Origin of the sequence: Pantoea osteomyelitidis, assembly GCF_044342975.1 — a bacterium.
Taxonomy (GTDB): Bacteria; Pseudomonadota; Gammaproteobacteria; order Enterobacterales; family Enterobacteriaceae; genus Pantoea; species Pantoea osteomyelitidis.
The window spans coordinates 276,643-301,142 of the sequence record NZ_JBGFSN010000003.1; the positions used below are offsets into that span (position 1 = coordinate 276,643).

At 56.0% G+C, this 24,500-nt stretch carries 24 protein-coding genes; 9 read left to right on the top strand and 15 right to left on the bottom strand.

Features of this window, described 5'->3' with window-relative positions; all coding sequences use genetic code 11:
- Nucleotides 1-5: 5 nt before the first annotated feature.
- Nucleotides 6-932, bottom strand: coding sequence for an ROK family protein (locus ABU178_RS03575; protein ID WP_397212056.1), 927 nt, complete (start codon nt 930-932; stop codon nt 6-8).
- Complete coding sequence (locus tag ABU178_RS03580) at nt 929-1,945, bottom strand: SIS domain-containing protein (protein ID WP_397212058.1); 1,017 nt, start codon at nt 1,943-1,945, stop codon at nt 929-931. The genes ABU178_RS03575 and ABU178_RS03580 overlap by 4 nt, the downstream gene beginning before the upstream one ends.
- Nucleotides 1,946-2,124: 179 nt before the next feature.
- Between ABU178_RS03580 and ABU178_RS03585 the strand changes: the two genes are divergently transcribed.
- Nucleotides 2,125-2,904, top strand: a complete 780-nt coding sequence (locus ABU178_RS03585; RefSeq protein WP_397212060.1) for a DeoR/GlpR family DNA-binding transcription regulator — start codon at nt 2,125-2,127, stop codon at nt 2,902-2,904.
- Nucleotides 2,905-2,936: 32 nt separating this feature from the next.
- Here ABU178_RS03585 and ABU178_RS03590 read toward each other — a convergent pair whose 3' ends face one another.
- From ABU178_RS03590 to ABU178_RS03610, 5 genes are all read right to left on the bottom strand, one after another.
- Entirely contained in the window at nt 2,937-4,055 is a 1,119-nt protein-coding gene (locus ABU178_RS03590; RefSeq protein ID WP_397212062.1) for an NAD(P)/FAD-dependent oxidoreductase, read from the bottom strand.
- Nucleotides 4,056-4,093: 38 nt separating this feature from the next.
- Nucleotides 4,094-5,170, bottom strand: coding sequence for a Gfo/Idh/MocA family protein (locus ABU178_RS03595; protein WP_397212064.1), 1,077 nt, complete (start codon nt 5,168-5,170; stop codon nt 4,094-4,096).
- Nucleotides 5,170-5,943 carry an amino acid ABC transporter ATP-binding protein gene (locus ABU178_RS03600; RefSeq protein WP_397212066.1) on the bottom strand — a complete coding sequence of 258 codons (774 nt, stop codon included), beginning with the start codon at nt 5,941-5,943 and terminating at the stop codon, nt 5,170-5,172. Before ABU178_RS03600 ends, ABU178_RS03595 begins: the two co-directional genes overlap by 1 nt.
- Before the next feature lie 2 nt (nt 5,944-5,945).
- On the bottom strand, nt 5,946-6,764 hold the full coding sequence (locus ABU178_RS03605) for an amino acid ABC transporter permease (RefSeq protein WP_397212068.1): 819 nt from the start codon (nt 6,762-6,764) through the stop codon (nt 5,946-5,948).
- Nucleotides 6,765-6,841: 77 nt separating this feature from the next.
- Nucleotides 6,842-7,663 (bottom strand): ABC transporter substrate-binding protein, encoded by an 822-nt coding sequence (locus tag ABU178_RS03610; protein WP_397212070.1) that lies wholly within the window; start codon nt 7,661-7,663, stop codon nt 6,842-6,844.
- A gap of 200 nt (nt 7,664-7,863) precedes the next feature.
- On the opposite strand from ABU178_RS03610, the gene ABU178_RS03615 reads away from it, so the two are divergent.
- The gene (locus ABU178_RS03615) at nt 7,864-8,937 is read left to right on the top strand and encodes a LacI family DNA-binding transcriptional regulator (protein WP_397212072.1); all 1,074 of its coding nucleotides are present in this window, start codon (nt 7,864-7,866) and stop codon (nt 8,935-8,937) included.
- A gap of 25 nt (nt 8,938-8,962) precedes the next feature.
- Here the strand turns inward: ABU178_RS03615 and fucO are convergent, their stop codons facing one another.
- A complete protein-coding gene (gene fucO / locus ABU178_RS03620; protein ID WP_397212074.1) occupies nt 8,963-10,114 on the bottom strand; it encodes a lactaldehyde reductase in 1,152 nt (383 codons plus the stop codon).
- A gap of 209 nt (nt 10,115-10,323) precedes the next feature.
- Here fucO and ABU178_RS03625 point away from each other — a divergent pair, with 209 nt between their 5' ends.
- From ABU178_RS03625 to ABU178_RS03640, 4 genes are all read left to right on the top strand, one after another.
- Nucleotides 10,324-11,034 (top strand): GNAT family N-acetyltransferase, encoded by a 711-nt coding sequence (locus ABU178_RS03625; protein WP_397212076.1) that lies wholly within the window; start codon nt 10,324-10,326, stop codon nt 11,032-11,034.
- A 257-nt stretch (nt 11,035-11,291) separates the two neighbouring features.
- On the top strand, nt 11,292-11,642 hold the full coding sequence (locus ABU178_RS03630) for a tlde1 domain-containing protein (RefSeq protein ID WP_397212078.1): 351 nt from the start codon (nt 11,292-11,294) through the stop codon (nt 11,640-11,642).
- A 7-nt stretch (nt 11,643-11,649) separates the two neighbouring features.
- On the top strand, nt 11,650-12,078 hold the full coding sequence (locus tag ABU178_RS03635) for a hypothetical protein (RefSeq protein ID WP_397212080.1): 429 nt from the start codon (nt 11,650-11,652) through the stop codon (nt 12,076-12,078).
- A gap of 67 nt (nt 12,079-12,145) precedes the next feature.
- A complete protein-coding gene (locus tag ABU178_RS03640; protein ID WP_397212081.1) occupies nt 12,146-12,577 on the top strand; it encodes a hypothetical protein in 432 nt (143 codons plus the stop codon).
- A 64-nt stretch (nt 12,578-12,641) separates the two neighbouring features.
- On the opposite strand, the gene ABU178_RS03645 is transcribed toward ABU178_RS03640, so the two are convergent.
- The 3 genes from ABU178_RS03645 to ABU178_RS03655 form a co-directional block, all read right to left on the bottom strand.
- On the bottom strand, nt 12,642-14,243 hold the full coding sequence (locus ABU178_RS03645; RefSeq protein WP_397212083.1) for an APC family permease: 1,602 nt from the start codon (nt 14,241-14,243) through the stop codon (nt 12,642-12,644).
- Nucleotides 14,244-14,586: 343 nt separating this feature from the next.
- Nucleotides 14,587-16,878 (bottom strand): phosphatidylglycerol--membrane-oligosaccharide glycerophosphotransferase, encoded by a 2,292-nt coding sequence (gene opgB / locus ABU178_RS03650; protein ID WP_397212085.1) that lies wholly within the window; start codon nt 16,876-16,878, stop codon nt 14,587-14,589.
- A 247-nt stretch (nt 16,879-17,125) separates the two neighbouring features.
- Nucleotides 17,126-17,515, bottom strand: coding sequence for a tautomerase family protein (locus ABU178_RS03655; RefSeq protein WP_397212087.1), 390 nt, complete (start codon nt 17,513-17,515; stop codon nt 17,126-17,128).
- A gap of 119 nt (nt 17,516-17,634) precedes the next feature.
- On the opposite strand from ABU178_RS03655, the gene ABU178_RS03660 reads away from it, so the two are divergent.
- Nucleotides 17,635-18,558: a LysR family transcriptional regulator gene (locus tag ABU178_RS03660; RefSeq protein WP_397212089.1), complete on the top strand. Its 924-nt coding sequence runs from the start codon at nt 17,635-17,637 to the stop codon at nt 18,556-18,558.
- Here ABU178_RS03660 and ABU178_RS03665 read toward each other — a convergent pair.
- Nucleotides 18,532-19,554, bottom strand: coding sequence for a glycosyltransferase family 32 protein (locus ABU178_RS03665; protein ID WP_397212090.1), 1,023 nt, complete (start codon nt 19,552-19,554; stop codon nt 18,532-18,534). The genes ABU178_RS03660 and ABU178_RS03665 overlap by 27 nt on opposite strands.
- 460 nt (nt 19,555-20,014) lie before the next feature.
- Between ABU178_RS03665 and ABU178_RS03670 the strand changes: the two genes are divergently transcribed.
- A complete protein-coding gene (locus ABU178_RS03670; RefSeq protein ID WP_397212092.1) occupies nt 20,015-20,968 on the top strand; it encodes a WD40 repeat domain-containing protein in 954 nt (317 codons plus the stop codon).
- Here ABU178_RS03670 and ABU178_RS03675 read toward each other — a convergent pair.
- Nucleotides 20,965-21,519 (bottom strand): histidine phosphatase family protein, encoded by a 555-nt coding sequence (locus tag ABU178_RS03675; RefSeq protein WP_397212094.1) that lies wholly within the window; start codon nt 21,517-21,519, stop codon nt 20,965-20,967. The two genes, ABU178_RS03670 and ABU178_RS03675, sit on opposite strands and share 4 nt — an antisense overlap.
- A gap of 299 nt (nt 21,520-21,818) precedes the next feature.
- Between ABU178_RS03675 and ABU178_RS03680 the strand changes: the two genes are divergently transcribed.
- The gene (locus ABU178_RS03680) at nt 21,819-23,039 is read left to right on the top strand and encodes an MFS transporter (protein ID WP_397212096.1); all 1,221 of its coding nucleotides are present in this window, start codon (nt 21,819-21,821) and stop codon (nt 23,037-23,039) included.
- Here the strand turns inward: ABU178_RS03680 and ABU178_RS03685 are convergent.
- The gene (locus ABU178_RS03685) at nt 23,036-23,500 is read right to left on the bottom strand and encodes a YbaK/EbsC family protein (RefSeq protein WP_397212098.1); all 465 of its coding nucleotides are present in this window, start codon (nt 23,498-23,500) and stop codon (nt 23,036-23,038) included. The genes ABU178_RS03680 and ABU178_RS03685 overlap by 4 nt on opposite strands.
- Before the next feature lie 95 nt (nt 23,501-23,595).
- Entirely contained in the window at nt 23,596-24,390 is a 795-nt protein-coding gene (gene fhuF / locus ABU178_RS03690) for a siderophore-iron reductase FhuF (RefSeq protein WP_397212099.1), read from the bottom strand.
- Nucleotides 24,391-24,500: the final 110 nt, after the last annotated feature.

Genomic DNA, 24,500 nt, shown 5'->3' on the forward strand with positions numbered 1-24,500 from the left:
GTCGTTTAAGCGGGATCCCTGAGTGTGGGCAACAGCGCCGCCCCAAGCGCGCCCGCTGCGTCGCCCAGTGCGGATTGAACAATCTGGCCTTGCAGCGCATAGCCGCTGGCGCGTTGCAGCGCAGCCTGCATCCCGTCGTTAAACAACGGCAGCAGACGCGCGGCGCTGCCGCTCAGCACGGTGACATCCGGGCCGTACAGCGTCAGCAGGGTACCGAGGCCGCGACCCACGCGCTCGCCATAGTGATACAGCAGCGCGGCGATACGTTCATCCTGCTGGCTGGCGGCGGTTAATGTTTCCGGGGTGATCTGCGGCCAGGCGAGATCGGGCAGCAGCGCGCGCAGCGCCTGTTGCAGCCAGCCGCGCGAGGCGGCCATCTCCCAGCAGCCGGTTGCGCCGCAGTAGCAGCGATCGTCGCCTCCGACCGGAATATGACCCGCTTCGGGATGGCGCCCGTCAATGGTCCGCCAGGGCTGGCCCTGATTCAGCAAGGCCACGCCGATGCCGGTGCCGAGTGTCACCATCAACATGCGCTGGCTCTGCTGGCCCGCGCCCGCCTGATACTCGCCCAGCGCGGCCACCACCGCATCGTTATCGATCGCTGTCGGGACGCCCAGCTGCTGCGCCATCTCCGCCAGCAGCGGAAAGCCGGAAAAGCAGGCGAGGGTATCGTCGTTTTCGATAATGCCGGTGTGGTTATTCACCGGCCCGCTGGCACCAATGCCGAGGCTTTCAATCGCCGCATCAGCGGGGCATAAGCTGCGCAGCTGCGTGACCAGTTCCGGCGCGCGCTGCGCCTGCGGCAGCGCGGCGAAATGGGCAGTGGGCAACGTCGCGGCGGCCACTTCGCGTAGATCCTCCAGCAAAATAAGACGCGTGCCGGTGCCGCCCATATCGATCCCCGCGCGCAGCAGGCGCTTCGGCTGACTCATAGCGTAACCGTGATCTTTTTGCCGTAGAGGAATTCGCCCGGCACCATACCGTTGCCGCGCGCCAGCGTTACCGTCAGCTGCTGTACGTAAAGCATGGCGACAATCAGGCGCAGCAGTTCGTGCTGCGGCGTTTCCAGCAGTTCGCTACCGGCGTAGGCCGTGGGCGCGACGCTGATAACGCGCGTGCCGTTAGCCAGCAGATCGCCCGCCAGCTGGATCAGCGTGGGTTCGCTGCCGTCGCCGAACAGCAGAGCGGTCATCTCAGCGCCGGAAGTCTCCATCGGGCCGTGGCGGAACTCGCCGCCGATAAAGCCTTCCGCGCTCACTTTCGAGGACTCTTTGGTGATCAGCGCGCCGGTCATCGCAGTGGCCGCATCCGCGCCCATGCCGATCATCGCCAGACGCGGTTTGGCGTGGCGGAAAAAATCATCTGCGAGGGTCTGCGCCAGCGGCAGCGTCTGCACGCGCGCCGCAACCAGATCGGCGTGGGCATGCAGCAGATCCAGCAGCGGCTGCTCCGACTCGCCGGTCAGCGCGGCGAGCACGCGGTAGCTGGCGACCAGGGTGTTGAGATAGCTTTTGGCGCTAACGGTGGCTTCGTCGCCGCTGCGCAGCTCCACCAGAATATCGGCGCGGCGCGCCAGCGTGCTGTCCGCATCATTGGTGACGCCAATCAGCGTGCGCGGGCGGGTGATGGCATCAATCAGTTTTACCACCTCGCCGCTCATGCCAGATTGCGAGGTCATCCACAGCAGCGTGTCGGCGGTAATCAGATTCGGCATATCCAGCAGACGGCCCGCGTCGATGCGCCACACCGGCAGGCCACGGGCAATCAGCGCGCGCTCAATCGGGACCAGGGCGTAATCGGAGGAACCCATACCCGCCAGCACGATACGATCGTAGGCGTGCAGATCCAGCTCATACAGTTCCGCAGGCAGGGCGTAGTTCAGCTGCTCGCTAAGGGCATCGGGCTGCTGAAGGATATCTTTTTCATACTCACTCTGAGTAGTCATGACAATTTCCTGTATCGGTGTTTTAATCAACATACATTGCACGCTTTCGTGCAGTCAATGCCCGTTTCCATGTGAAAATCTTATGACCCTAGCCCGTTGACCCTAAGTTTAGTTAAGGTTTAAGGTGCATGAGGTGACAGCGTGCGGCAAAAAAGGCAAAATGCGCACGAATTTGTGCAATGAGAGGGAGTAAAGCAGTGAGCGCAGCGGAGCGACGTAAACAGATAGTGGCGATGATTACGGAACAGGGGTATCTGAATGCCAGCGAACTCTCGGCCCATTTTGGCGTCGACAGCTCGACGATTCGGCGCGATCTCTCGTTGCTGGAAAAAGAGGGGCAGGTGATGCGTACCCACGGCGGCCTGCTGCCGGTCTCCTCCTCCAGCCACGCCGACACCCCTTACAGCGTGCGTCGTCAGATGAACGGCGCGGCCAAAAGCGCCATCGCCCGCTACGCCGCCAGTCTGGTGCAGGATGGCCAGTCGCTGATCCTGGATAACGGCTCCAGCGTGTTTGAACTGGCGCTGGCGCTGAAAGAGAAGAAAAACCTGACGGTACTGACCAACGATCTTTATACCGCTTTCACCCTCAGTCACTATCCGGGAATTACGCTGCACGTCACCGGCGGCCTGATGCTGGAAAATGTCTATACGCTGGTGGGACAGGACACCATTGATAAGATTGACAGCATGCATGTGGATTGGGCTTTTCTCGGTGCGGAAGGGGTACATCCCGAGCGCGGGCTGACCAACATCAATACCGTGGAGATCCCGGTCAAGCAGGCAATGATCCGCGCCGCCGAGCGTACCGTGGTGCTGGCGGACAGCAGTAAAATCGGCTATCGCGCCCTTTCTCACGTCTGCGATCTCTCGGCGATCGATCGGGTGATCACCGACAGCCGTCTGTCAGCGAAACAGCGCGCCTTATGGGATGATAAGCTGACGCTGGCGCCGCTGTGAAAGGGCGCCCGCCATCATAGCGGGCGCGCCTGTTAGCCGAAGCGTTCCGCGCGGAAGCCAGACAGCATAGGATGCTTCTCGCCGCTGACGATCTCGCCCGCCAGCAGCTCGCCGACAATCAGGGCCAGCGTGGCGCCGGAGTGGGTAAAGGCGACAAAGCAGCCCGGCACCTTCTCCAGCTCGCCCAACACCGGATTACCGTCGCCGGGAATTGGCTTCAGCCCGATCTTCCAACCCTGCGCCGTCAGCGGCTCGTCGCTGGCGATCAGCTTGCCTGCTTCCTGCATCAGGGTTTGCACCACGCTCTCGGCGATGGTGTAGCTGCCGTCCGGCTGCTTGACGATATCCTCTTCGTACCAGTCGTGATCCACCGCCAGCGTGCTGCCGGGGTTCGGGCGCACGGCGGCGCGCGGGGTATTCATCACCACTTTCAGACCATGGGCGCTGGGTTTGCTGGTCACCAGCATGGAAACCGGCGAGCCGTTGGGGATGTTAACGCCAAGCGGCGCCACCACGTCCGGCGTCCAGGGACCGCAGGCCACCAGTACGGCGTCGGCGCGGAACTCACCCGCCTTTTCGCTACGAATGCCGCAGGCGCGCTGGCCCTCGGTTAACACGCTGGCTTTACCGGCATGTTCCACGATCTTCACGTCCAGCGCGTGCAGCTGCTGCGCCAGAAATTCAATCAGATGCGGCAGGCTGACCCAGCCTTCGCCGGGGTTATAAATTGCCGTCTCCGCTACTGCCTGCGGGTTAACGTGTTCATCTACCTTCGCCACGCTCTGCGGATCCACCAGCAACGAGTCGTAGCCGTGCGCTTTTTCATAAGCGTGGCGCGCGCGCGTACCTGCCACGTCGTTGGCTGGCCAGAACAGACCGCCGTCAAAGCGCAGCCAGTCGCGCGTGGGATCCTGGGCGAACAGCGTGCGATAGCGATCGACGCCCGCCATGCGCAGCACATGATATTCCAGCGAACGTTCGCCAGCGGAGTTAAGCCACGACAGCGAACGGCCGGAAGCACCGGAACAGAGTTCCGCCTCGGTCACCAGCGTGACCGCCGCGCCCAGCTTCGCCAGGTGCAGCGCGGTGGAAACGCCCAGCGCGCCGCCGCCTAACACCACAACCGTTTTGCTTTCAGGTTTTACAGACATCATTCTTTTCCTTGCAATCAGGGGAAAGGGAACGCCGTTCAGGCGTTGCGCACCTTAAAGCGCGCATGGAGATCGTTAATCAGGCGCAGTACGGTCAGCGCTTCACGCGCATCAACCGGCGGTGCGCCGCCATCCAGCAGCGCATGGGCCAACTGCTGGTAAAAAGCGGGATAGTCGCCGCGCTCGGCAGCCACGGCGCGCGTCTCATCACCCTCGCCGAGGGTGCCCCACAGCGCCTCGGGCGTGACGCCATAAGCCGCATCGCCAGGCAGCATGCCCGACGCCAGCAAAGGCTCCTGGTTATCCAGTCCCCAGCTGGTGAACGCGGCACGGCTGCCAAGCAGATGAAAGCGCGGCGCCGGACGCGCCGCCATACCGTTCATCCACAGGCGCGAACGCACGCCGTTTTCATGCAGCAGCGAGACAAACGTCGCTTCGTCGCTGTCGGAAAGGTCAGGGGAGGAGTAGCGCGTCAGTTCTGCCGAGGCCTCAGTGACCGGGCCAAACAGCTGAATCGCCTGATCGATCAAATGGCTGCCCAGATCCAGCAGCAGGCCGCCGCCTTCTGCCAGGGTGACGCGGTCGCGCCAGTTGCCGAAGCCCTCCGGTCGCCACCACTCAAAACGCGATTCAAAAGTACGTACCTGGCCCAGCGCCTCATCGGCCAGCAGACGTTTCAGGGTGAGGAAATCGCCGTCCCAGCGGCGGTTGTGAAATACCGTCAGCAGGGTGTTGGCCCGCTCGGCATCGGCGATCATCTGTTCCGCCTCGTTAGCGTTGGCGGCAAAAGGTTTATCCACCACCAGATGAATGCCGCGTGCGCTGGCGTCACGCGCCTGCTGTGCATGCAGCCCCGGCGGCGTTGCCAGCACGATCAGATCGATCTGCAGATCGCCGCTGTCGATCTGCTGCAACAGGCTGGCCCAGTCAGCGAGGATTCGCGCCTGCGGATAGCGCTGCTGCGCCGACTGAATGCGCGCCGCATCGCGGGTAACAATCACCTCAAGCTGAAAGTGCGCGTTGTGAGCCAGCAGCGGCGCGTGAAACACCTGACCTGCGATGCCAAAGCCCACCAGCGCGGTGCGGATGGGAGCGGATAACGTTTTATGAGCCATCAAAGCACCTCTGAAAGAAATCGTTGCAGACGCGGCGACTGGGGACGATCGAAAATGGCATCCGGTGGGCCAACCTCGACGATTTCGCCTTCATCCATAAATACCACCTGATCGGCCACCCGACGGGCAAAGCCCATTTCATGCGTCACCACTACCATGGTCATGCCGCGACGGCAAAGATCCGCCATCAGCGTCAGTACTCCTTTTACCAGCTCAGGATCCAGCGCTGAGGTCGCCTCATCAAACAGCATCACTTCCGGATCCATCGCCAGCGCGCGGGCGATAGCGACGCGCTGCTGCTGGCCGCCGGAAAGATCGCGCGGCCGGTGATCGGCGCGCTGGCTCAGGCCGACTTCGTTCAGCCGCTGTTGCGCAATCGTCATCGCTTTGCCCTTCGACATTCCTTTGACTTTCCACGGTGCCAGCGCCACGTTCTCCAGCGCACTGTGATCGGGGAACAGATTGAAATGCTGAAACACCATGCCGATGCGCAGCCGCAGCGCGTCGGGCTTGTCGCGCAGCACCGATTTGCCCGCCAGCAGCACGTCGCCCGATTTTGGCTCATGCAGGCGGTTGATGCCGCGCAGCAGTGTGGATTTGCCCGAGCCGGATGGGCCGATCACGCAGGTGGTGGTGCCGGGCGCGATACTCAATGACACCTTGCGCAGCACTTCAATCGGCCCGTAGGCCAGGGTTAAATCGCGCAGCTCCAGGCTGGCGCCATGATATTCCAGCGTTTCGCCCTGTTCCGGCAGCATCGTCTGTTGACTCATGATTATTGCCCTCGCCCGGTAATCAGCGGATTGACCTGGCCGCCGCTAAGCGTGGCCGACTTTTGCTGCTGCACTTCATCCACCTCTTTCAACCCGCTCTGTGGCGCGGTCATACGGCGACGTCCGGTGCGGTAACGCACATCTACATAGTTCACCGCATGAGTGAGCGGCACGGTGATCACCAGATAGAACAGACCTGCCAGCATTAGCGGCGACAGGTTGCCGGTGAGCACGGCGGCGTCCTGACCGACGCGAAACAGCTCGCGCTGGTTGGTCATCAGGCCGAGCAGGTAGACCAGCGAAGAGTCTTTGATAATGGCGATAAACTGGTTAACGATGGCGGGCAGCACGCGGCGAATGCCCTGAGGAATAATCACCAGGCGCATGGCGCGGCTGTAGCTCATGCCGAGCGCGCGGCAGGCTTCCATCTGTCCTTTTTCCACGCTCTGAATGCCGGAGCGGAAAATCTCGCCCATATAGGCGCTGGCGATCAGGCTCAGAGCAAAAATGCCCAGCGGATAGGGCGTCGGCCCGAACAGCTGATAGCTGAAGCGCGCCAGACCCTGACCAATCAACAGAATGGTCAGAATCGAGGGCAGGCCGCGAAACAGGTCGGTATAAAGGCGCGCCGGCAGGCGAAACCAGCGTGACGGCGAAATGCCCATCAGCGCCAGGATCAGGCCAAACAGCGTGCCGAGAAGCGTTGCCGCCAGCGAAATAATCACCGTATTTACGAGGCCGGTGCCCAGCAGTTGCGGCAGCACCTGTAGCATTGACGGGATGTCAAAGAAGGTGCGGGAGAGAATAGTTAACAGATCCATAGCCGTGTCTCATCTGTTGCGGGTGATGAGGCGCGCTCATCACCTGTGGAGCAGTCTGAACGCGTGCGTTCGCGGAATTACTGGCCGCCAGGCAGGTATTGCTTTGGCATCGGCGAGCCGGGAAACCATTTTTCGTACAGCTGTTTCCAGGTGCCATCCTGCATTGCCGCTTTGATCGCCTTATCCAGCGCCGCTTTGAACGCGGGCTTGTCTTTGGCGATGGCGACGCCAGCCGGGGCGTCAAAGGAGGGGATGTCCGCCGCGCTGACCAGCTTAAAGCGTTCGGCATAGCTTTTTGCCGCCTCGTAATCGAGGAACACCGCGTCCAGCGTGCCGTTGTTCAGCCCGGAAATCGCGGCGTTGTTATCGGGGAAGCGCACCACGTCGGTCTGGGTGAAGTGTTGTACCGCGTAGTTTTCCTGCAAGGTGCCCTGCACCACGCCGAGACGATGTTTCGCCAGGGTCTGCACATTTTTCACGCCGCTGTCGCTGCGCGTCAGCACCGTGAGATAGCCCGCCAGGTAACCCGTAGAGAAATCCACGGTTTTTGCCCGTGCCGGGGTGATGCCGATCGCCGCTACGCCCGCGTCATACTGGCCGTTAGCGACTGCGGGCAGAATGGCGGAGAAGTCCTGGCCGATAAAATCGACCTGATCAATACCGAGCCGGTGAGCGACATTTTTAAAGAACTCCACGTCGAAGCCGGTGAAATTACCGTTCTGGTCGGTGAAGGTATAGGGTTTGGCATCGCCGAGGCTGGCAACACGCAGATGACCTGGCTCAATCAGGCCATACGGGTTGCTGTCGCTGGCGGCGTGCGCGCTTAACGAAAAGGTGCAGAGGGTAACCGAAGCAAACAGCGCCGCGGCCAGGTTGTACAGGTGATTGTGCGATTTCATAGCTCATCCGTTTTGTCAGGTTTCAACATCAGAGACTGTTGATCCGGCGGGTTTAGAATAGTGTGAGACCGGTCTCAACGCAGGTGACTGTTTGTCGACGTGATCGTTGTGAGACCGGTCTCAAGCAGTTACAATGATAATAAGCACACCCTTTTGGAAGCGTCAATCTTCCTGTCATCAACCTGTGATTCGAATTAATTATGACGAACCTGATTCCACGTTCCAAAGCGCCAACCGTTGCTGATGTGGCACGTGCGGCCAGCGTATCGAAAGCGCAGGCCGCCCGCGCGCTGGGCGGTTACGGTGCCGTGAGTGAAGAGGTGCAAAACCGGGTGAACGCTGCCGCTGCGCAGCTTGGCTACCGGCCTAACGAGCTGGCGCGCAGTATGAACACCGGCCGCTCCAATACCATCGGCGTGATTGTCGGCGATATTGAAAACCCCCATTTTGGCCTGGCGCTGCGCGGTATGGCGGACGTGGCGCGCCTGGCGGGCTATCACCTGCTACTGAGCAACAGCGATGAAAAACTGGCGGCAGAGCAGGATGCGGTGCGGGTCATGCTGGAGAAACGCGTCGACGGGATCATCGTCGCGCCCAGCAGTTCGGCGGCGGCGGATAATGATCATCTGGCGCAGATTATTGCCGACGGGCGCGCGCTGAAGCTGTTCGATCGTGCGGTTGCCGGGCTGGATGTTGAGGCGATCTGCGTCGATTTCACCGCTATAGCGCGTGAGGCGACCCGAACGCTGTTGCAGGCGGGTCATCGCCATATCGCCTATGTCACCAGCATGCGCTGCGAAGAACCTTATCGCCATCCCGACGATTTAGGGCTGACGCCGGTGGCGCAGCGCGTACGCGGCATGGAACAGGCCTTTGCCGAGGCGGCGATCCCTTTTGATCCTTCGCTGATCAAGGTCAATGCCGTGGATGAGCAGCAGATACAGCGCATTGTCGCTGAGCTGTGGCAACGGCCGCAGCCGCCCGGTGCGCTGATCGCCTCCGACAGCCTGATTGCCATGTCGCTGCTGCGTGAGCTGACGCAGCGCGGGCTGCGCGTTCCGCAGGATGTTTCTTTTGTGATGTACGATAATTTTCCCTGGAGCGAGCTGGTGACGCCGCCCCTGACGGTAGTGGCGCAGCCGGTATATGAGATGGGACAGGAAGCGGCGCGACGGCTGATCGCTGAGATTCGCCAGGAAAAGGCAGGGCCGCTGAAAAACTTTAACGCCTGGCTGATTGCGCGCAGTTCCATAGCGCCGCCGCCGGTACGTTAATACCCCGCCTGTAGGGTTTCGCGCTTCAGAAGCGTTGACGGTAGAGATCGATGATCGCTTCCAGCGTGGCTTCACGCGGGTTGCCGCCGGTGCAGACATCCTCCAGCGCGGCGTGCGCCAGCGCCGGGATATCGCTTTCCTGCATTCCCACGTCACGCAGCCGCTGCGGGATACCGACATCGCGGCAGAGCTGGTTAACGGCATCTATTGCCCGCTGGCGCGCTTCCGCCAGCGGAAGCTGCCGCGCCGCATCGATGCCCATCGCCAGCGCAATATCACGATATTTTTCAGCGGTGTAATCGGCATTCCACACCATGATGTCGGGCAGCAGAATGGCATTTGCCACGCCGTGAGGGACGCCATAAAACGCGCCGAGAGGATGCGCCATGCCGTGCACCAGTCCCAGCCCAACGTTGGAAAATCCCATTCCGGCGATATATTGCCCTAACGCCATCTGCTCCATCGCTGCCATGTCGCCCGCCACCGCGTCGCGCAGCGCCTGGCCGATCAGTGAAATCGCCTTGAGATGCAGCGCATCGGTTAACGCCCAGGCCGCACGTGTGATATAGCCTTCAATTGCGTGGGTAAGGGCGTCAATGCCGGTTGCCGCCTTCAGGGCGGGCGGCATGCTCGCCATCATCTCCGCATCAACAATCGCCACTTTGGGAATGTCGTGGGGATCAACGCAGACAAATTTACGCCTTCGCTCCTCGTCGGTAATAACATAGTTGATAGTCACTTCAGCGGCGGTGCCGGCGGTGGTCGGAATGGCGATAATCGGCAGGCAGGGATAAGGGGTATCGACAGCCCCTTCAAGGCTGCGAACGTCAGAATATTCGGGGTTATTGATGATGATGCCGATCGCTTTGCAGGTATCCTGGGGCGAGCCGCCGCCGACCGCAATCAGATAGTCCGCCTCCGCCTGTATGCAGGCCGCAACTCCCTGCTGGACCATCTTGATGGTGGGATTGGGTAAGACTTTATCGAAAATTTCATAAGAGAGATGATATTTATCCAGCAACGTTGTCACGCGTTCCACCACGCCAGCAGCGACCAGCGTCTCGTCGGTAACCAGCAGCGCTTTATACAGCTGACGTTTATGCACCTCCTCAATCAGATGCTGGATCGCGCCGGCGCCAAACCAGGCTGTTTCATTCAAAATCATACGATGCGTCATATATATCTCCATAACGGAAAGGGGAAACGTTACGTTTACTTTCCGGGTGTTGGCGCAGAAGTTCTGCTGCGGCGATCACGCTCTCGCTTTGCTGAAGTTGACTAAAATCAATGAATTATTAATAAAATGGGTTCTGAGCTATTACGTTGTGCTGTTTATTGCAGCAGCGTCAGGGCACTATGCAGGTTTGGCTAATAAAAGGGATTGTTATGACGAACAGCGTTAACTGTTTCGGCCAGCCGGTGGGTTTTCCGCTGGATAACTGGCAACCACGACCCTCTCCTCAACCTCTCAGCTTTCAGGGCCGCACCTGTGGTCTGGTGCCTTTTGATGCCGCACAGCACGCGGCGGCGCTGTATGAAGCCTATGCGCAGGCCGCTGACGGGCGCGACTGGACCTGGATGTTTGCCGGGCCGTTCGCGAGCGAAGCGGACTATCTTAAGCTGGCTCAACAGATGATGCAGAGCCGCGATCCGCTCCATTTCACGGTTATTGATTGTAAAGAAGGAAAGCCGGTCGGCACCCTGGCGCTGATGCGCATTGTTCCCGAGCATGGCGTAATGGAAGTGGGGCATGTCGCCTTTTCTCCGCTGTTGCAGCGCACCGTGATGGCGACCGAAGCGCACTATTTACTGATGCGTTACGCCTTTGATGTCCTTGGCTATCGCCGCTATGAATGGAAATGCGACAGCTGTAATCAGCCTTCGCGGCGCGCGGCACTGCGTCTCGGCTTTCAATTTGAAGGGACATTCCGGCAGGCGATTGTTTATAAAGGCCGCAGTCGGGACACCTGCTGGTTTTCTGTTATTGACAGCGACTGGCCGCGGGTAAAGCAGGGTTTTGAGCGCTGGCTGGCGCAGGATAATTTTACCGCTGAAGGCGAACAGCGGGAAAAGCTGGAAATATTGCGCGGTAAATAAAAATTCATATTATTTATAATAATATTATATGCCCTGCTTACGCGGGGCGATTTTTTAATTAACCCAATCGTTAATAAAATTATTTATCATGAAGGAATAATGACCGCAGCTTGACTTTTTTGCTGTTTTTATTATTCTGCCGTTACTAAGTCGAAGCCCGGCAATTTTTAATTTAAATCATTTTTTTTCTTATCATTTCAAGTGAAATCATTTTAATGATGCCATTTTATTGTTGATTGTGAATAAAGGGAATTATTATGGTGTGGAAATATGTTGTCAGAGAGGCCACTTTTTATAATAACGGTATAAAGCTGAAAGCCAGATATGCGGGCGCACCAGGATATTATAACAACCCCTCTCAGGAATGTATAAAAAATAAAGGCCCTGTGCCGCGAGGTAGATACATCATCGGTGCTCCCTACAAATCGTTAAGAACAGGAATATACACGTTGCCTCTCAGTCCTGATGCTGAAAATAATATGTGTGGGCGTGGTGATTTTTTAATTCACGGCGACAGTATACGCTACCCCGGCACGGCTTCTCAGGGTTGTATCATAGCGGTTTACAAGGTTCGAAAAAAATTTGGGATAGCGGCGACAGGGAGTTGATTGTTGAATGAAAAAATTACTTTTTTGCATGCTGGCATCGTTTTCGCTCTCATCATTTGCGGTGCAAAAAAACAGTTGCGTTGTTATTAATTCCTCAGTGGAAATCGCGCTGCGTCAGGTGTTGGTTGATGACGTTGGGCTGGATCCAGACGAACTGGATTTAAAACAGTCCCGACTGGAGCTTATTGATAATGTGCTTATAACAGATAAATTAGCAAAGCAGTATGCCCGAGAAGATATCGTGGAGACGAAAAACATCGATTATATGGATATATATAATATTTATAAAAGCAATAACGCGCGGAATTTGATTGTAAAATACACTTACTTTAATAAGCAAGGTAAGAAAAATGTGTATATCGGTTCGGCGCTGGTTGATGCCCTGGAGTGTTCATTAGGATTCAAGGGATATTTGACCGTCTCCAGGGAGTTTTGAATGCTGTATGGCTGAGAGTCTCAGCCATACTGACGATAACATATTGAAAACAGGATGTTTGAAAATCATGAAATTACTCCTGCCAGCTTTGCTTTTAGTGTTTTTCTCGTCGGCAATGGCCGCCGTTGAGCCTCATAACTGCGTCTTTATTGGATCGTCGATTGACTATACCTTACGAAAAAGACTGTCTGACCAGGAAGGATTTGATAACCAAAACCTGGATTTGAAAGATTCACATATAGAACTATTGGATAATATTTCTGTGTCTGACGTAATGGCTAAATCCCTGGCAAGAGCAGACGTGATTAAATTTAAATACCTCGATTATTCTGTCAGGCTTAGCGATTATACGGATAAGCATGCGAGAAATTTAATTTTGAAATATATTTATATTAATAAGCAAGGCAGAAGAAATAGTTATATCGTCTCTGCTATCGTGAATGATGAAAGTTGCTGGCTGAATTTTAACGGCTACCTGACGCTTTCCCGCGAGTTTTAATAACAAAAAGGCCGGATTATCCGGCCTTTTTAAATGAGAGCATAAAATGGCTCAGCCGTGGGTCTTATTCAGAAACGTATTTATCTGAAACCTTACCCCCCGCCAGCGCATTTTCATCCTCTTCTTCGGTGATCTCCGGTACGTTCAGGCTCGCCTTCACGCCCCAGAAATAACAGACCAGCGACGCTACCACCACAAGGATCATATCCAGTGGCGCACTGATGGCGCCGTTGCCGCCGAAGGTGCCAAGCGCGGAGAGAATCAGTACCACTACATAGTAAATCAGCAGCCACCAGGCGCAGCCGAGATCGCGCGCGAACTGCGCATTCTTCTTGCCGAAAATCGCGTAGCCAACCCAGGCAATAATCAGAATTGGAATCAGGATCTCATTCACTGACCAGCCGCTCCAGTAGATCAGCAGCGTACTGGCCACGAACGCCAGCGGGCTGAGAATAGCGGAAAGCGGCAGGCGGAACGGGCGTTTCATATCGGGCAGATGACGGCGAAATGCGCCCAGTGTCACCGGGCCTGGCATATAGGTAAATACCGTGGCGGAGGTTACCGCGCCGATTAAACCGCCCCAAACCTGAAACTCGGAAGGCAGCGTCCAGGCGATAGCGAGCAGCAGTGACAGCCAGAGCGCGCCACGCGGAACGCCAGATTTGGCGTCAACTTCACCAAATACCTTAAACAGATGACCGTTACGCGCCCAGGCAAAAAGCACGCGGCTGGCACCAGCAAGATAGATATTGCCGGTCCCGGCCGGGGAGATCACCGCATCGATCAGGATCAGGTTAATCAACCAGGTGATACCAAGGCTGCGCGCCAAATCCGCATAGGGCGACTGGAAGACCTGCTTGAGACCATCCCAGCCGTGCTGCGATAGCAGGTTAGCGGGCACGGCCCCCATAAAGGCATATTGCAGCGCGATATAGATAACAAAGCTGACCGCAATGGCGATACCGATAGCCAGCGGCACGTTGCGCTGCGGATTTTTCGCTTCGCTGGCAAAGTCCACCGCCTGACGAAAGCCGAGATAGGCGAACACGATGCCCGCGCCGGTGAGCGAAGTAAAGACGCCATGCGCGCCGCCCGGCGGCGGCGGCGGCACATCCAGATTTGGCGCATGGAAATACATCAGCAGCGTCACGATCGCCAGCAGCGGCACGATAAATTTAAAAGTAGTAATGATGGTATTCACGCGGCCAAAGAAGCTGACGCTCCAATAGTTAAGCAGGAAAAACACCACCAGCAGGCCGATCTGCACCGCAAAGCCAAGGCCGGTTGGGCCGCCGTCCGCATTACCCAGCGCGGGCCACCAGTACATGGCGTACTGCCGCACCGCTTCTACCTCGACGCCCGCTGTACTGGTATAGGCGAGCAGTGAACTGACGCCAATCACAAAGCCGACGATATTACCATGTGAATAGTTGGGGTAGCGGACAAAGCCGCCAGCGCGTGGGATCGCGGAAGCGAGTTCGGCATAAACCAGACCAATCAGCAGTACAATAATGGCACCTAAAATCCATGCCCAACCCGTATTTGCCCCGGCATAGCCTGAGCTGTTTAGCGCGGCGTAAAGCCAGCCGGAGCCAATCATTGATCCAATGCCGAGCAGCGTCAGATCGACCAACCCCAGTCTCTTTTTAAGACCTGTTGTCGCCATAGTAATAACCCCTGTATTTAACCTTATCGAAACGGCAAATATGTCGCGTCGATTTGCTTATTATAAACAACAGGTCTCTATAGCATTTCGCGTGCCATAAATAATTACCTTAAGTGATAATTATTTAGCGATATCGTCTGAGCAAGATATTTTAAATAATTCCTTATTATTCAGTACATTAATTAGAAATATTATTCCCCGTCGCGTTATGGAAAATAACGTTAGCTGAAAATTTTCATTAATTAAAATGTGCAGGGATGCACTGAAATGAAGCGCTGTTTATATCTTGACAATGCATTTTACATTATGTCATCCCTGGTGCAGGGATGACATAACAGGTTATTTAGCTCTGTGGAATAATTTTAATATCCACCATGCCGATACCCAGCTTGCGCGGAGCCTGACCGGTAATATTATCAATGTTGGTTAACTGCGGCTCCGGCGGGGCAATAATCACGTTATGGCTGCCGCCAGGGTTAGAGAAGTGCAGCGTAGTAGTACTGAACGCCTTGCCCAGCATCAGCTGCTGTTGCTGATCGCCGACGCGTACCGGAATAGGCCGGTTCGCATTAGGGCCAAAGGCGCGGGCGGTAATCACCAGATCGAAGCGGGCAGGGAGCGGATCGACATACTCAATATTCACTTCCGGCGCAAGGTTGGCATTAGACCAGCGTCCCCAGCTCTCCGGTCGGGAAATTCCCTTAAAGCTTTTTACGCTGGCCGGCGCGCCAGGCACGGCGAACAGGAAACTGTCGCCCTGATAGCGAATATCATTATCCTCGATACGCATCAGCGCCACGTTACGCTGATAGCGCGCCGTGTCGATTTTGCCTGCCGGGAAGCGAATATTACCCTGCCAGGTGGAGGCGGGCACCGGCATCACGCTGGGTTCGCCGCCCATTTGACCTGTGGCGATACAGAGATCGGTCGAGAGCGACAGCTCCGGCTTCCACAGGCGCGCCATTTTAAAACAGCGATCCGCCCAGACGAATTTGGTATCCGGGGCAAAGTCGGCCAGCTGATAACGTAACGGCGCGGCGTATTCGCCTTCCGGCAACGGCTCAACACGACCCGGCGAGACGCGAAACAGAATCGGCAACTTAAAGGTCGCGCCCGAAAAGCTGAAGCTGTTTTTTTGCTGGTTGATGGTGTAGGCATCGATCGATTTGGGAAAATTCCACAGCTGAATAACGTCGGGCTTCCAGCTCATGATTTTGCTCTTCAGATCTTTGAACACCACCGATAAAGAGGTGCCTGACAGGCTGCTGCGTCCCAGACCGATAAAGTTATCGCCGCCCAGAATATCCAGAATGGTAGCGCCGTTATCCATGGTGCTGCGCTTGTTATCCATTACCTGCGCCTGCGGCTGGTCGCCGCGAATCACAAAAAAGAGATCGCGGCGTGGCTGTTTAATCAGGTAAGGATGCGCCGTGTTGTTCATCGCCAAATGATCGGAGGTCACCACAATCACGGTATTCTTAAACCACGGCGATGCCTTGATGCGTTCAATCAGCCGCGCAACATGCTCCTGCGAACAGGCCACCGCGCTGAATGACTGATTCGGTTTACCCTCGTAGCTATAGCTTTTACGCTGGCAGCTGCGGGAGATAAAACCGTCCGGGTGATGGGTATCAACCGTCAGGGTAAAGAGCGCGAAGCGTTTCTGCTGCTTCGAAAGCTCCTCATATTTCTGAAACACCTCGTCCATCACGGTGTCGTCATAAAAACCCCAGTTGTTGCGGTAATCGACATCAGCCACCTTGCTCATCAGCTCCTGCGCGCCATACATATGGGCCGGATCAAAGCCGTGCGATCGCAGGAACACATCTTTCCCGGCGAAACGCAGGTCCGCGCCCTGAATAAACCAGTTTTCATAGCCGGAATTTTTCAGGATGTCGCCAAGGCAGAGGTTTTGCGGATAGAAGCTGGAAAGGGCAGCCGAAGCGTTGCCGTCAAAAGGGGCGAACAGCGGAATGCCGCACTGCGACGCGACCATACCGGCAATGGTGTAATCAGTGCCGGGCAGCTGTTCGGTGTTGCTGAAGTCGATGCTCTGCGCTTTTTCCTGACTCAGTTCCGGCGCCAAATCCGGGAAGCTCTGCTGATTAAAGTAGGTGCGCTCCAGGCTCTCGCCATAGATATAGACCAGATTCAGCTTCGGCTGCGGAATAGTGGTTTTCGGCTCTTTGAAATAACTTTCAAAATCGGAGTCCGCCAGCCTGGAGTGAGAGACGATCAGATCAACCATCTGCTGAAACGCCGGCGTGGTTTGTACGGAACCCACGGCACAGACGATAGCAAACAGGCTCCAGCCGATATGGTGCGGTCTATCCTGACGGCGCAGGATCCATGTCAGCAAACAAAACAGCAGAAATAGTCCGATGATCAGGCCGATAGCGGGCAGGACATATTTACTGATGCCAGCGCCCGTGAGGCTGTTGGTCAGCGTATAGAGTACGGCATCATTGATTCCATCACCGGTAAAGTAGTTACTGGCGTAAAGCGTCGCGTTGAGCAGAATAAACAGGATGAGAAACAGTAAAATCAAACTAAACCAGAATCTGTTGCGCCCGGCTTTATAAGAATAGACAGCAATAGATGCCAGAAATAAAACAACTGACACAAATTCGGACAACGTCAATTCCTCTTATTATGTTAACACGCGGCTCCGTAAACAAAACGGCAGCGATTATGTGTCAATCTATCCCGCCTGTCATAGGGCTGCAACACATCCAACCAGATTTGTGCGGGCGGTTCGAAAATGGTTTAAGAGGCGTTGAAAAAAGCGCTGATTCACCTGAAAAGGTGTTGTCTGCGGGAAGAGAGCCGTGGGGGAAAAGCACGGCTGTTATGCACTTAAGCAGCAGAGAAAAGCGAGGAAATTAAAGTTTCCCGGTAAGATATTGCGCTTCGCCGTCAGCAAAGCTCCAGTCGCCTTTTTCATTAGTGATAAAGCTGATCATCAGATCTTTGCCTTCAATGCCGCAGTTCTCCTGTAGCTCGCGCGCCAGCTCCGCCATAAACAGCGTTTTCTGCGCCTCGCTGCGCGGGCTGGTAAAGACGCGCACCATCACGAGGTTATCGCTACGGGTAAAGCCCAGCCCGGTATCCTGAAACACCATCTGATAGGCTTTGTTTTCATGAACAATCTGATAGCGATCGCGATCCGGTACCTTAAACGCGGTTAATACGGCACGATGGGCGGCATCCAGTAAAGTACGTAGCTCTGCTTGTGAACGCCCCTGAATCAGATCAAATTGCAGTAATGGCATGATTTCTTCCTCTTTTTCTGTACAAAAAACGTTATGATATGACCCTTATGCTGCCGCTTATCAGCTCAAAGAAAAAGCGCGTCCCATAAATTCATTATTCACTATTCTGAACAATAACCATGAAAGAAATAAAAACGGATGCGCTTTGGGTTCATTTGCACTGGTTAACCATTCTGGCGGAGCAGGGCAGTTTTACGCGCGCGGCGGAACGGCTGGAGGTCAGTAAAGCGGCTATGAGCCAGAAGATAAAAGAGCTGGAGGGAATGGTCGGCGTTTCGCTGGTACAGCGCACTACACGCAGCGTGCGGTTGACCGAGGCGGGTGAAAAGCTGGTGGAGGATTTACGCGAGCCTTTCGCCCGTATCGCAGAAAGTTTTTATAGCGTGCGTGACGGTTCCGGCCCGGTGCGGGGTCTGGTGCGCATCACCGCGCCGGTGGCTTTTGCCCGCCAGCAACTGGTGCCGCATATTGGCGATTTTCTGCGGGAGTATCCTCAGGTGCGGTTACAGCTGGACGTGACCGATCGTCTGGTTTCGCTGGGCAGCGAGGGTTTTGATCTGGCTATCCGCCACAGCAATATGTTGCCCGATACCCATGTAGCGCTGCCGCTGTACGAAACGCGCACTTTGCTGGTGGCGTCGCCGGGTTATCTCGCCGCGCAGGGCCAGCCAAAGAATCCGCAGGATCTTATTACCCATAATTGTCTTTACTATCCGCGCGGCGTTGAGCCGCCGCGCTGGACATTCACCGCTGCCAGTCTGGCAGGGGAGAAGGTCACGGTGAAAATCAGCGGCAGTTTTGCCGCCAATAACAGCGAATCGATACGTGATGCTGCGTTGCAGGGATTGGGCATCGCCATGCTACCAGATTTCAGCGCGCAGGCGGCGCTGGCATCGGGCGCGCTACAACAGGTACTGCCTGAATGGCAGGCGCTGGATGCCTTTGCGGATCGCCTCTGGGTGGTACGTCCTTACTCTGCACAGGTGCCGCGTGCGGTGACCACCTTTATTCACTGGTTACGCGCGCGCTTTGTCGACGGTTGAAGTCAGAGATGCAGGCAGCTGTCGCGTACGCGCCTGCATCATCTCGCCGATAATGCTGGTGCGATTGTAAAAGCCGAGTCTGAGATTGAAATCGAGATGCCGACGCTCATTGCCAGTGAGCCTGATAATCGGCGGCGGGGTTTGCGGCCGTTGGTTAAACATCACCATGCGGGCAAGCGCGCCGTTGTCCCGATCCTGCATCCCCTGATAATAGAAGGCGTTGGCCTCGCACTTACGTAAAAAAACGTTGATCCTGCGATACTCTTTTATCGCCACCTGCTGTGCCAGGTAACTCAGGAGGTAAAGCGGCTCGCTAATTTTCTGTACAATATAGTGATAATCGTCACGCTTTTTCATTTCATGGAAATAATTTTGCGCGCCGAGATTTTTTATTGGCGCGAGTTGTTTCAGCCATTCGCGAATAAAGGGGTTCTGCGGCGCGGCGGCGAGAAACCCGCTTTCAATAATCGGCGAAAGGTAATTGACCGTAGAGACTTCGTGATAATAGCCAATCAGGTCCATGGGTTTTTCCTGGTGAACGCGATGCACCCAGGAAAGATCTTCAAACAGAATGGTATTGCAATCGATCCAGATCCCGCCATAGCGGCAAAGCAGCTCCAGACGAATCACGTCGCTTTTGTGCTCAAGGGTAAGATCGGACGAGGTAAAGGTCAGTTCCGGCAGCCAGTGCGCCAGCGTACGCTGGTTCAGCACCTTAACATCATGGTCCGGGTTGTTGACGCGGATAGCGTTCACCATCAGGGCCACCGATTCCGGCAGTGTGGCGTCATGCCACCAGATCCAGACAATTTTAGGGATCGCAGGTAGATCTTTTTGCCCGGAAACTAACACCACGTCATCTTCCAGCGTGGGATCGTATTCCGGTGCCGTGACGGCTTTTTGTTGTTTTTTATGGATAAGCATCTGGCTGGTAAAAGCGATACGTTTCCAGTTGTGCCAGAGTTTACGCGCAGGTTGTATGAGTTTTCTCTTCATATTGCACCTGTTTCTTGTCGTTATAAGTGGTTAGGTTTCCCTGATGGCGACGCGTTGGATTACGCGCGGGATCTTTCCTCACAGCTGTACGTAAATAAGTCTTACCAGTGCTTAATAAAACATTCTTACCACAGAAGCCATCTATTTTCCGAAAATTAAGATAATACGGAAAATAACCGGGCAGGCCAGTTTAAGAAAATCACTTCTTATTCATTAGTCGGCTTGTTTTAAATAAAGAAGGTAAATCCTGGGGAGGATAAGGATTATCTTAACCGCGCCTGATTTATCGCATTATAATCAGCCTGTTCCCTGCGGCAGAAATTTTTAATCTCACTGCAAGAAAACCATTCATTTTAGCGTGACTAAACAATCATGCGGATCCTGCTGGATCTTTGCAGGATCTGAACGCAGCCGCGACCATTGTCTACGCTTAGAAGAGGCCTATCAGAATGGGGGGTTTATGGCATTTGCGAAAAACGGATTGCTGGCGGTGGATAAGCAGGGCAACCGCGTCCTGTTTCTTAATCCTGACACCTTTGCCGTCGAACAGGAGCTGAACGCATTTCCGCCGCGTCCGCATGAATTGCTGATGCTGCCGCAGCTGGAAAAAGCGTATGTGCCGATTTATGGCGACGGCGTGCATGGTAACAATCCGCATCCTGGCCATAAGGTGGCGGTTATCGATCTGCGCCATCGGCGCATCAACGGTTTTATCGATCTGCATCCGCTGGTTTCGCCGCATTCCGGCCAGCTCGGGCGCGACGGCAAGGTTTATCTCTGCTGTGAAAAGAGCGCTGCCGTGGCGGTGATCGATCCGCAAAGCGACAGCCTGGAGCGCGTGATCGCTATCCCGTCGCATAATGTGCATCGCCTGGCGTTGTCACCAAGCGGACGCAAGCTTTTCACCGATAACGAAGAGGATGCCACTATCACGGTGGTCGATCTTTGCGAGGCGGAAGGGCGAGTGATCGATAATATTCTGTTGCACGGCCCGATTGCCGGTATCGCCGCGTCACCGCGCCATCCTTATCTGGTCGCTACTGCGGCGGACGAGCCGTTGCTCTATGTGATCGATCGTCAGAGCCACCGCATACGGCAGCGGCTGAAACTCAACGGACATACCCGGCCTTGCCAGGTGGTGCGCTTCAGCGCCAACGGCGAGCGTCTGGTGGTGATTGGCGATCAGGAGCCGGTGATCAGCCTGTTTGACGATCTGCTGAACCCGCTGGGGGAGATTAACGTCGGGAATAAACCGATGGATGGGTGTTTCAGCGCAGATAACCGCACCTTACTGATTGCCAATGAAGCGGATGGCACGCTGAGCGTCATCGACCTGCTGCAACAGAAGGTGATCGCCACGCCGCGCGTGGGCACGGGTTGTGAAATCCTGAGCTATTTCCATCTCAACTATTAGATAAAGGGACGATGATAAATAGCGGTACTCCAGTGGCGGCTGCTGGCATGCTTTTCCGCCTGCCAGCCGCGCTTGCGCAGGGCGCGTGCAATCATCTTGTTCATGATGCCGTGTCCGACCAGCAGTACGGTGCCATCGTGTGAGAGATTCACCAGCTTATCCGCCGCCTGCTCGGCGCGCTGGCGCGCCCGCTGCAACGATTCCGCCCGTCCGGCATAGCCGCACAGCCAAAGCAGACGCAGCAGCGCAAGCCAGAGCGTGGTGGGCAGGGAAAGGCGTCTGGAGGGTAAAATCGGCATTTCTACTTCACTGAACAGGGCATCCACTTCGCTGGCCTGCATACCCAGCTTTGCCAGCGAAGAGCGCGCGCGAGGCAGCGGGCTGGTAACAATCACCTGCGCCTGACGAGCAATCGCCACGCTACGCGGCGGTGGAGAGTCGCAGACCAAAGCCAAATCGTAAGCTTCACACCAGGCGGCAAGCGCCTGTGCATTTAAGCGGCCATTTGTCTGATGATCGGGCTTGCCGTGGCGCATCAAAATAATCGTCATAACACTCCTGCATTTTTTCTGTTTTCAGCGTAATACAAACCACCGAAATACCAAAATTTCCCCGCGTTTTCAGAATAATGCCAGGGTTTGCATTTCGCTGGCGCAGATAACGGACAGCTGCCAGACACAGTTGTTTACACGCTGAAGCGTACCCTGACAATTCCCGCCGTCGGCTGCGCTTTATGACATGCTATATACAAAAGGTTAACAAAACAGTAACCGGCGTAATAGGGCTGCCGGTGACGTTCACAATAACTTCTGGCCGATGAGTCGGAAGATGCCTGACAGGATACCCCTCTATGTTTAACTGGACCTCAACCCAGCGCAATGTGGCCTTTGCCAGCTTCGCCAGCTGGACGCTGGACGCTTTCGACTTTTTTATTTTGGTGTTTGTGCTGAGTGACCTGGCGCAGTACTTTCACAGCTCCATATCCGAAGTGTCGCTGGCGATAATGCTGACGCTGGCGGTGCGACCGATCGGCGCGCTGCTGTTTGGTCGCCTGGCGGAAAATTATGGTCGTCGCCCCATCCTGATGCTGAATATCGTGCTCTTTTCGCTGTTCGAACTGCTCTCCGCCTGGTCGCCCACCTTTACCGCTTTCCTGATTTTCCGCGTGATTTACGGCGTGGCGATGGGCGGAATCTGGGGCGTGGCCTCGTCGCTGGCGCTGGAAACCATTCCCGACCGCTCGCGTGGCCTGATGTCCGGCATTTTCCAGGCGGGCTATCCCTGCGGCTACCTGCTGGCGTCGATCATTTTCGGCCTGTTTTACGCTGCGGTGGGCTGGCGCGGTATGTTCCTGATCGGCGCGCTGCCGATTCTGCTGCTGCCTTACATCTACTTTAAAGTGCCGGAGTCGCCGGTGTGGCTGGCGGCGCGCGAACGTAAAGAGAGCCATGCGCTGCTGCCGATTATTCGCCAGCACTGGAAAATTTGTATCTACATGGTGCTGCTGATGGCCTGCTTTAACTTCTTCAGCCACGGTACACAGGATCTTTACCCCACTTTCCTCAAGGTTCAGCACCAGTTCGATCCCCATACCGTGAGTATCATTGCCATCAGCTATAACATCGCGGCGATGCTGGGTGGGATTTGCTTCGGCGCGCTTTCAGAGCGCATCGGCCGTAAAAAGGCGATTATGATGGCCGCTTTTCTGGCGCTGCCGGTGCTGCCACTCTGGGCCCTCTCCAGCGGCTCCTGGGCAATCGGCGTGGGTGCGTTTTTGATGCAGTTCATGGTGCAGGGCGCGTGGGGCGTGGTGCCAACCTATCTCACCGAGCTGGTGCCTGCTAACGCGCGCGCCGTGCTGCCGGGCTTTGTCTACCAGTTAGGTAACCTGATTGCGTCGGTGAACGCCACGCTGCAGTCCCGCATTGCTGAAGCGCACGGCGGCAACTATGGGCTGGGCATGGCGATAGTGGCGGGAACGGTGGCGGTATTAATCTGCCTGTTTGTCGCCTTTGGTCGCGAAACGCGGGGTATTGAAATCTCCGGCGCGGTGGCGCAGGAGCGACACTAAACCTGCTCGCATACGTCAACCCATTTCGCCGCGGTGAGCTCAGCCATACGCTGCGGTGAAATGCGTACGGCGCTATGGACAGCGCCCGCCGCCGGCAATACCTCTTCGAAGCCGCGCAGCGAAACATCGCAGTAAACCCTTAACGGATTCTCCAGACCGAACGGGCAGACGCCGCCCACCGGATGGCCGGTCCAGTTGATCACCTCATCCACGCTCAGCATACGCGCCTTGGCGCCCAGCACCGCTTTTAGCTTGCGGTTATCCAGACGGGCATCGCCACGCGTTACGATCAGCACGATTTCGTTTTTAACTTTCAGCGACAGCGTTTTGGCGATCTGGCCTGCCGTGACGCCGTGAGCGCGCGCCGCCAGCTCTACCGTGGCGGTGCTTTCCGGCATCTCAATAATAGTGATTTCAGGTGCGTGTTCGGCAAAGAACTGCCGTACCGATTCCAGACTCATCTTTTTCTCCCTGGATGAAACAGCCTAAAAACTGCCACAAGCGCTCAGGCGTGTAAACGGGATATAAGGAGAATTCGTAACGGAATATGCAGAAACTATACGGCTTTCAGCGTGCAGTTGCCGCAGCGTTCCACATCAGGGATACGGTAGCGCTGGCAGCAGCTGCGACGCTCCATCACGCCGTTGCGCGGGATCATGGTGCGGTAAAGCGGATTGTCGCTGCCGTCCAGCAGGCGGCTGGTGAAGAACAGGGCCTGTTCCAGTTCCAGGAGGGTTCCCTCGTCCAGCACGCTTTTCAGCTCGCCAAGGAACCACCAGAAGGCGAAGCCCATGTTATTCCAGATCAGTTTGGCGTTGATGTCGCCGTGACGGGCAATCGCCTCTACCACCGGGATCAGATGTTGCTGAATCAGGCGATCGATACGCTGCTGTGCAGTGAGGTAGCGGGCATACTCATCTTCCTGTACGTCGATCCAGAAGGTAGCCGGACGGCCGGTCTCATGAAACTCCACATGAATATATTGTGGCGAGCAGTCGAGCGCGCGTGGCTCCATCAGCAGCGCCAGCATCATCGGCGGCAGGATCAGACCGAAATACCACTGCGCCCAAAGGGATTGCAGCGGTTTGGCTTCGCGTGGCGTATCAGGATGGTTGCGATAGAGATCATCGCCGTAGCGCTGTTCAAGCAGACGAAAGGCGGCGGGCTGTGACCATTCGGCCAGCGTCATGGTTCCGGCAGGCGCCTGCTGACCCAGCTTCACCGTTTCCAGCAGGTAGCTGCGCTGCTCACTCAGCAGGTCGTGCAAGGCGGCGGCCAGCGAGCGGTCGCTTTGCATAAAGATCAGCGGATAGTCGCTGAAGCGGTGATCCTGACGAGTGATAATGGCCATGCTTGTCCTGTCGCACACACGAACCGGGATAGAAAAACAAATGATAATCGTTCTTGATTCTATCTACAAGTGAGAAGGCGTCTCGTTTCACCTTTGGCAGCACAAAAAGA

Coding starts and splice junctions, on each gene's coding strand:
- ABU178_RS03575 (WP_397212056.1), bottom strand. CDS start 932: ATGAGTCAGCCGAAGCGCCTGCTGCGCGCGGGGATCGATATGGGCGGC.
- ABU178_RS03580 (WP_397212058.1), bottom strand. CDS start 1,945: ATGACTACTCAGAGTGAGTATGAAAAAGATATCCTTCAGCAGCCCGAT.
- ABU178_RS03585 (WP_397212060.1), top strand. CDS start 2,125: ATGAGAGGGAGTAAAGCAGTGAGCGCAGCGGAGCGACGTAAACAGATA.
- ABU178_RS03590 (WP_397212062.1), bottom strand. CDS start 4,055: ATGTCTGTAAAACCTGAAAGCAAAACGGTTGTGGTGTTAGGCGGCGGC.
- ABU178_RS03595 (WP_397212064.1), bottom strand. CDS start 5,170: ATGGCTCATAAAACGTTATCCGCTCCCATCCGCACCGCGCTGGTGGGC.
- ABU178_RS03600 (WP_397212066.1), bottom strand. CDS start 5,943: ATGAGTCAACAGACGATGCTGCCGGAACAGGGCGAAACGCTGGAATAT.
- ABU178_RS03605 (WP_397212068.1), bottom strand. CDS start 6,764: ATGGATCTGTTAACTATTCTCTCCCGCACCTTCTTTGACATCCCGTCA.
- ABU178_RS03610 (WP_397212070.1), bottom strand. CDS start 7,663: ATGAAATCGCACAATCACCTGTACAACCTGGCCGCGGCGCTGTTTGCT.
- ABU178_RS03615 (WP_397212072.1), top strand. CDS start 7,864: ATGACGAACCTGATTCCACGTTCCAAAGCGCCAACCGTTGCTGATGTG.
- fucO (WP_397212074.1), bottom strand. CDS start 10,114: ATGACGCATCGTATGATTTTGAATGAAACAGCCTGGTTTGGCGCCGGC.
- ABU178_RS03625 (WP_397212076.1), top strand. CDS start 10,324: ATGACGAACAGCGTTAACTGTTTCGGCCAGCCGGTGGGTTTTCCGCTG.
- ABU178_RS03630 (WP_397212078.1), top strand. CDS start 11,292: ATGGTGTGGAAATATGTTGTCAGAGAGGCCACTTTTTATAATAACGGT.
- ABU178_RS03635 (WP_397212080.1), top strand. CDS start 11,650: ATGAAAAAATTACTTTTTTGCATGCTGGCATCGTTTTCGCTCTCATCA.
- ABU178_RS03640 (WP_397212081.1), top strand. CDS start 12,146: ATGAAATTACTCCTGCCAGCTTTGCTTTTAGTGTTTTTCTCGTCGGCA.
- ABU178_RS03645 (WP_397212083.1), bottom strand. CDS start 14,243: ATGGCGACAACAGGTCTTAAAAAGAGACTGGGGTTGGTCGATCTGACG.
- ABU178_RS03655 (WP_397212087.1), bottom strand. CDS start 17,515: ATGCCATTACTGCAATTTGATCTGATTCAGGGGCGTTCACAAGCAGAG.
- ABU178_RS03660 (WP_397212089.1), top strand. CDS start 17,635: ATGAAAGAAATAAAAACGGATGCGCTTTGGGTTCATTTGCACTGGTTA.
- ABU178_RS03665 (WP_397212090.1), bottom strand. CDS start 19,554: ATGAAGAGAAAACTCATACAACCTGCGCGTAAACTCTGGCACAACTGG.
- ABU178_RS03670 (WP_397212092.1), top strand. CDS start 20,015: ATGGCATTTGCGAAAAACGGATTGCTGGCGGTGGATAAGCAGGGCAAC.
- ABU178_RS03675 (WP_397212094.1), bottom strand. CDS start 21,519: ATGACGATTATTTTGATGCGCCACGGCAAGCCCGATCATCAGACAAAT.
- ABU178_RS03680 (WP_397212096.1), top strand. CDS start 21,819: ATGTTTAACTGGACCTCAACCCAGCGCAATGTGGCCTTTGCCAGCTTC.
- ABU178_RS03685 (WP_397212098.1), bottom strand. CDS start 23,500: ATGAGTCTGGAATCGGTACGGCAGTTCTTTGCCGAACACGCACCTGAA.
- fhuF (WP_397212099.1), bottom strand. CDS start 24,390: ATGGCCATTATCACTCGTCAGGATCACCGCTTCAGCGACTATCCGCTG.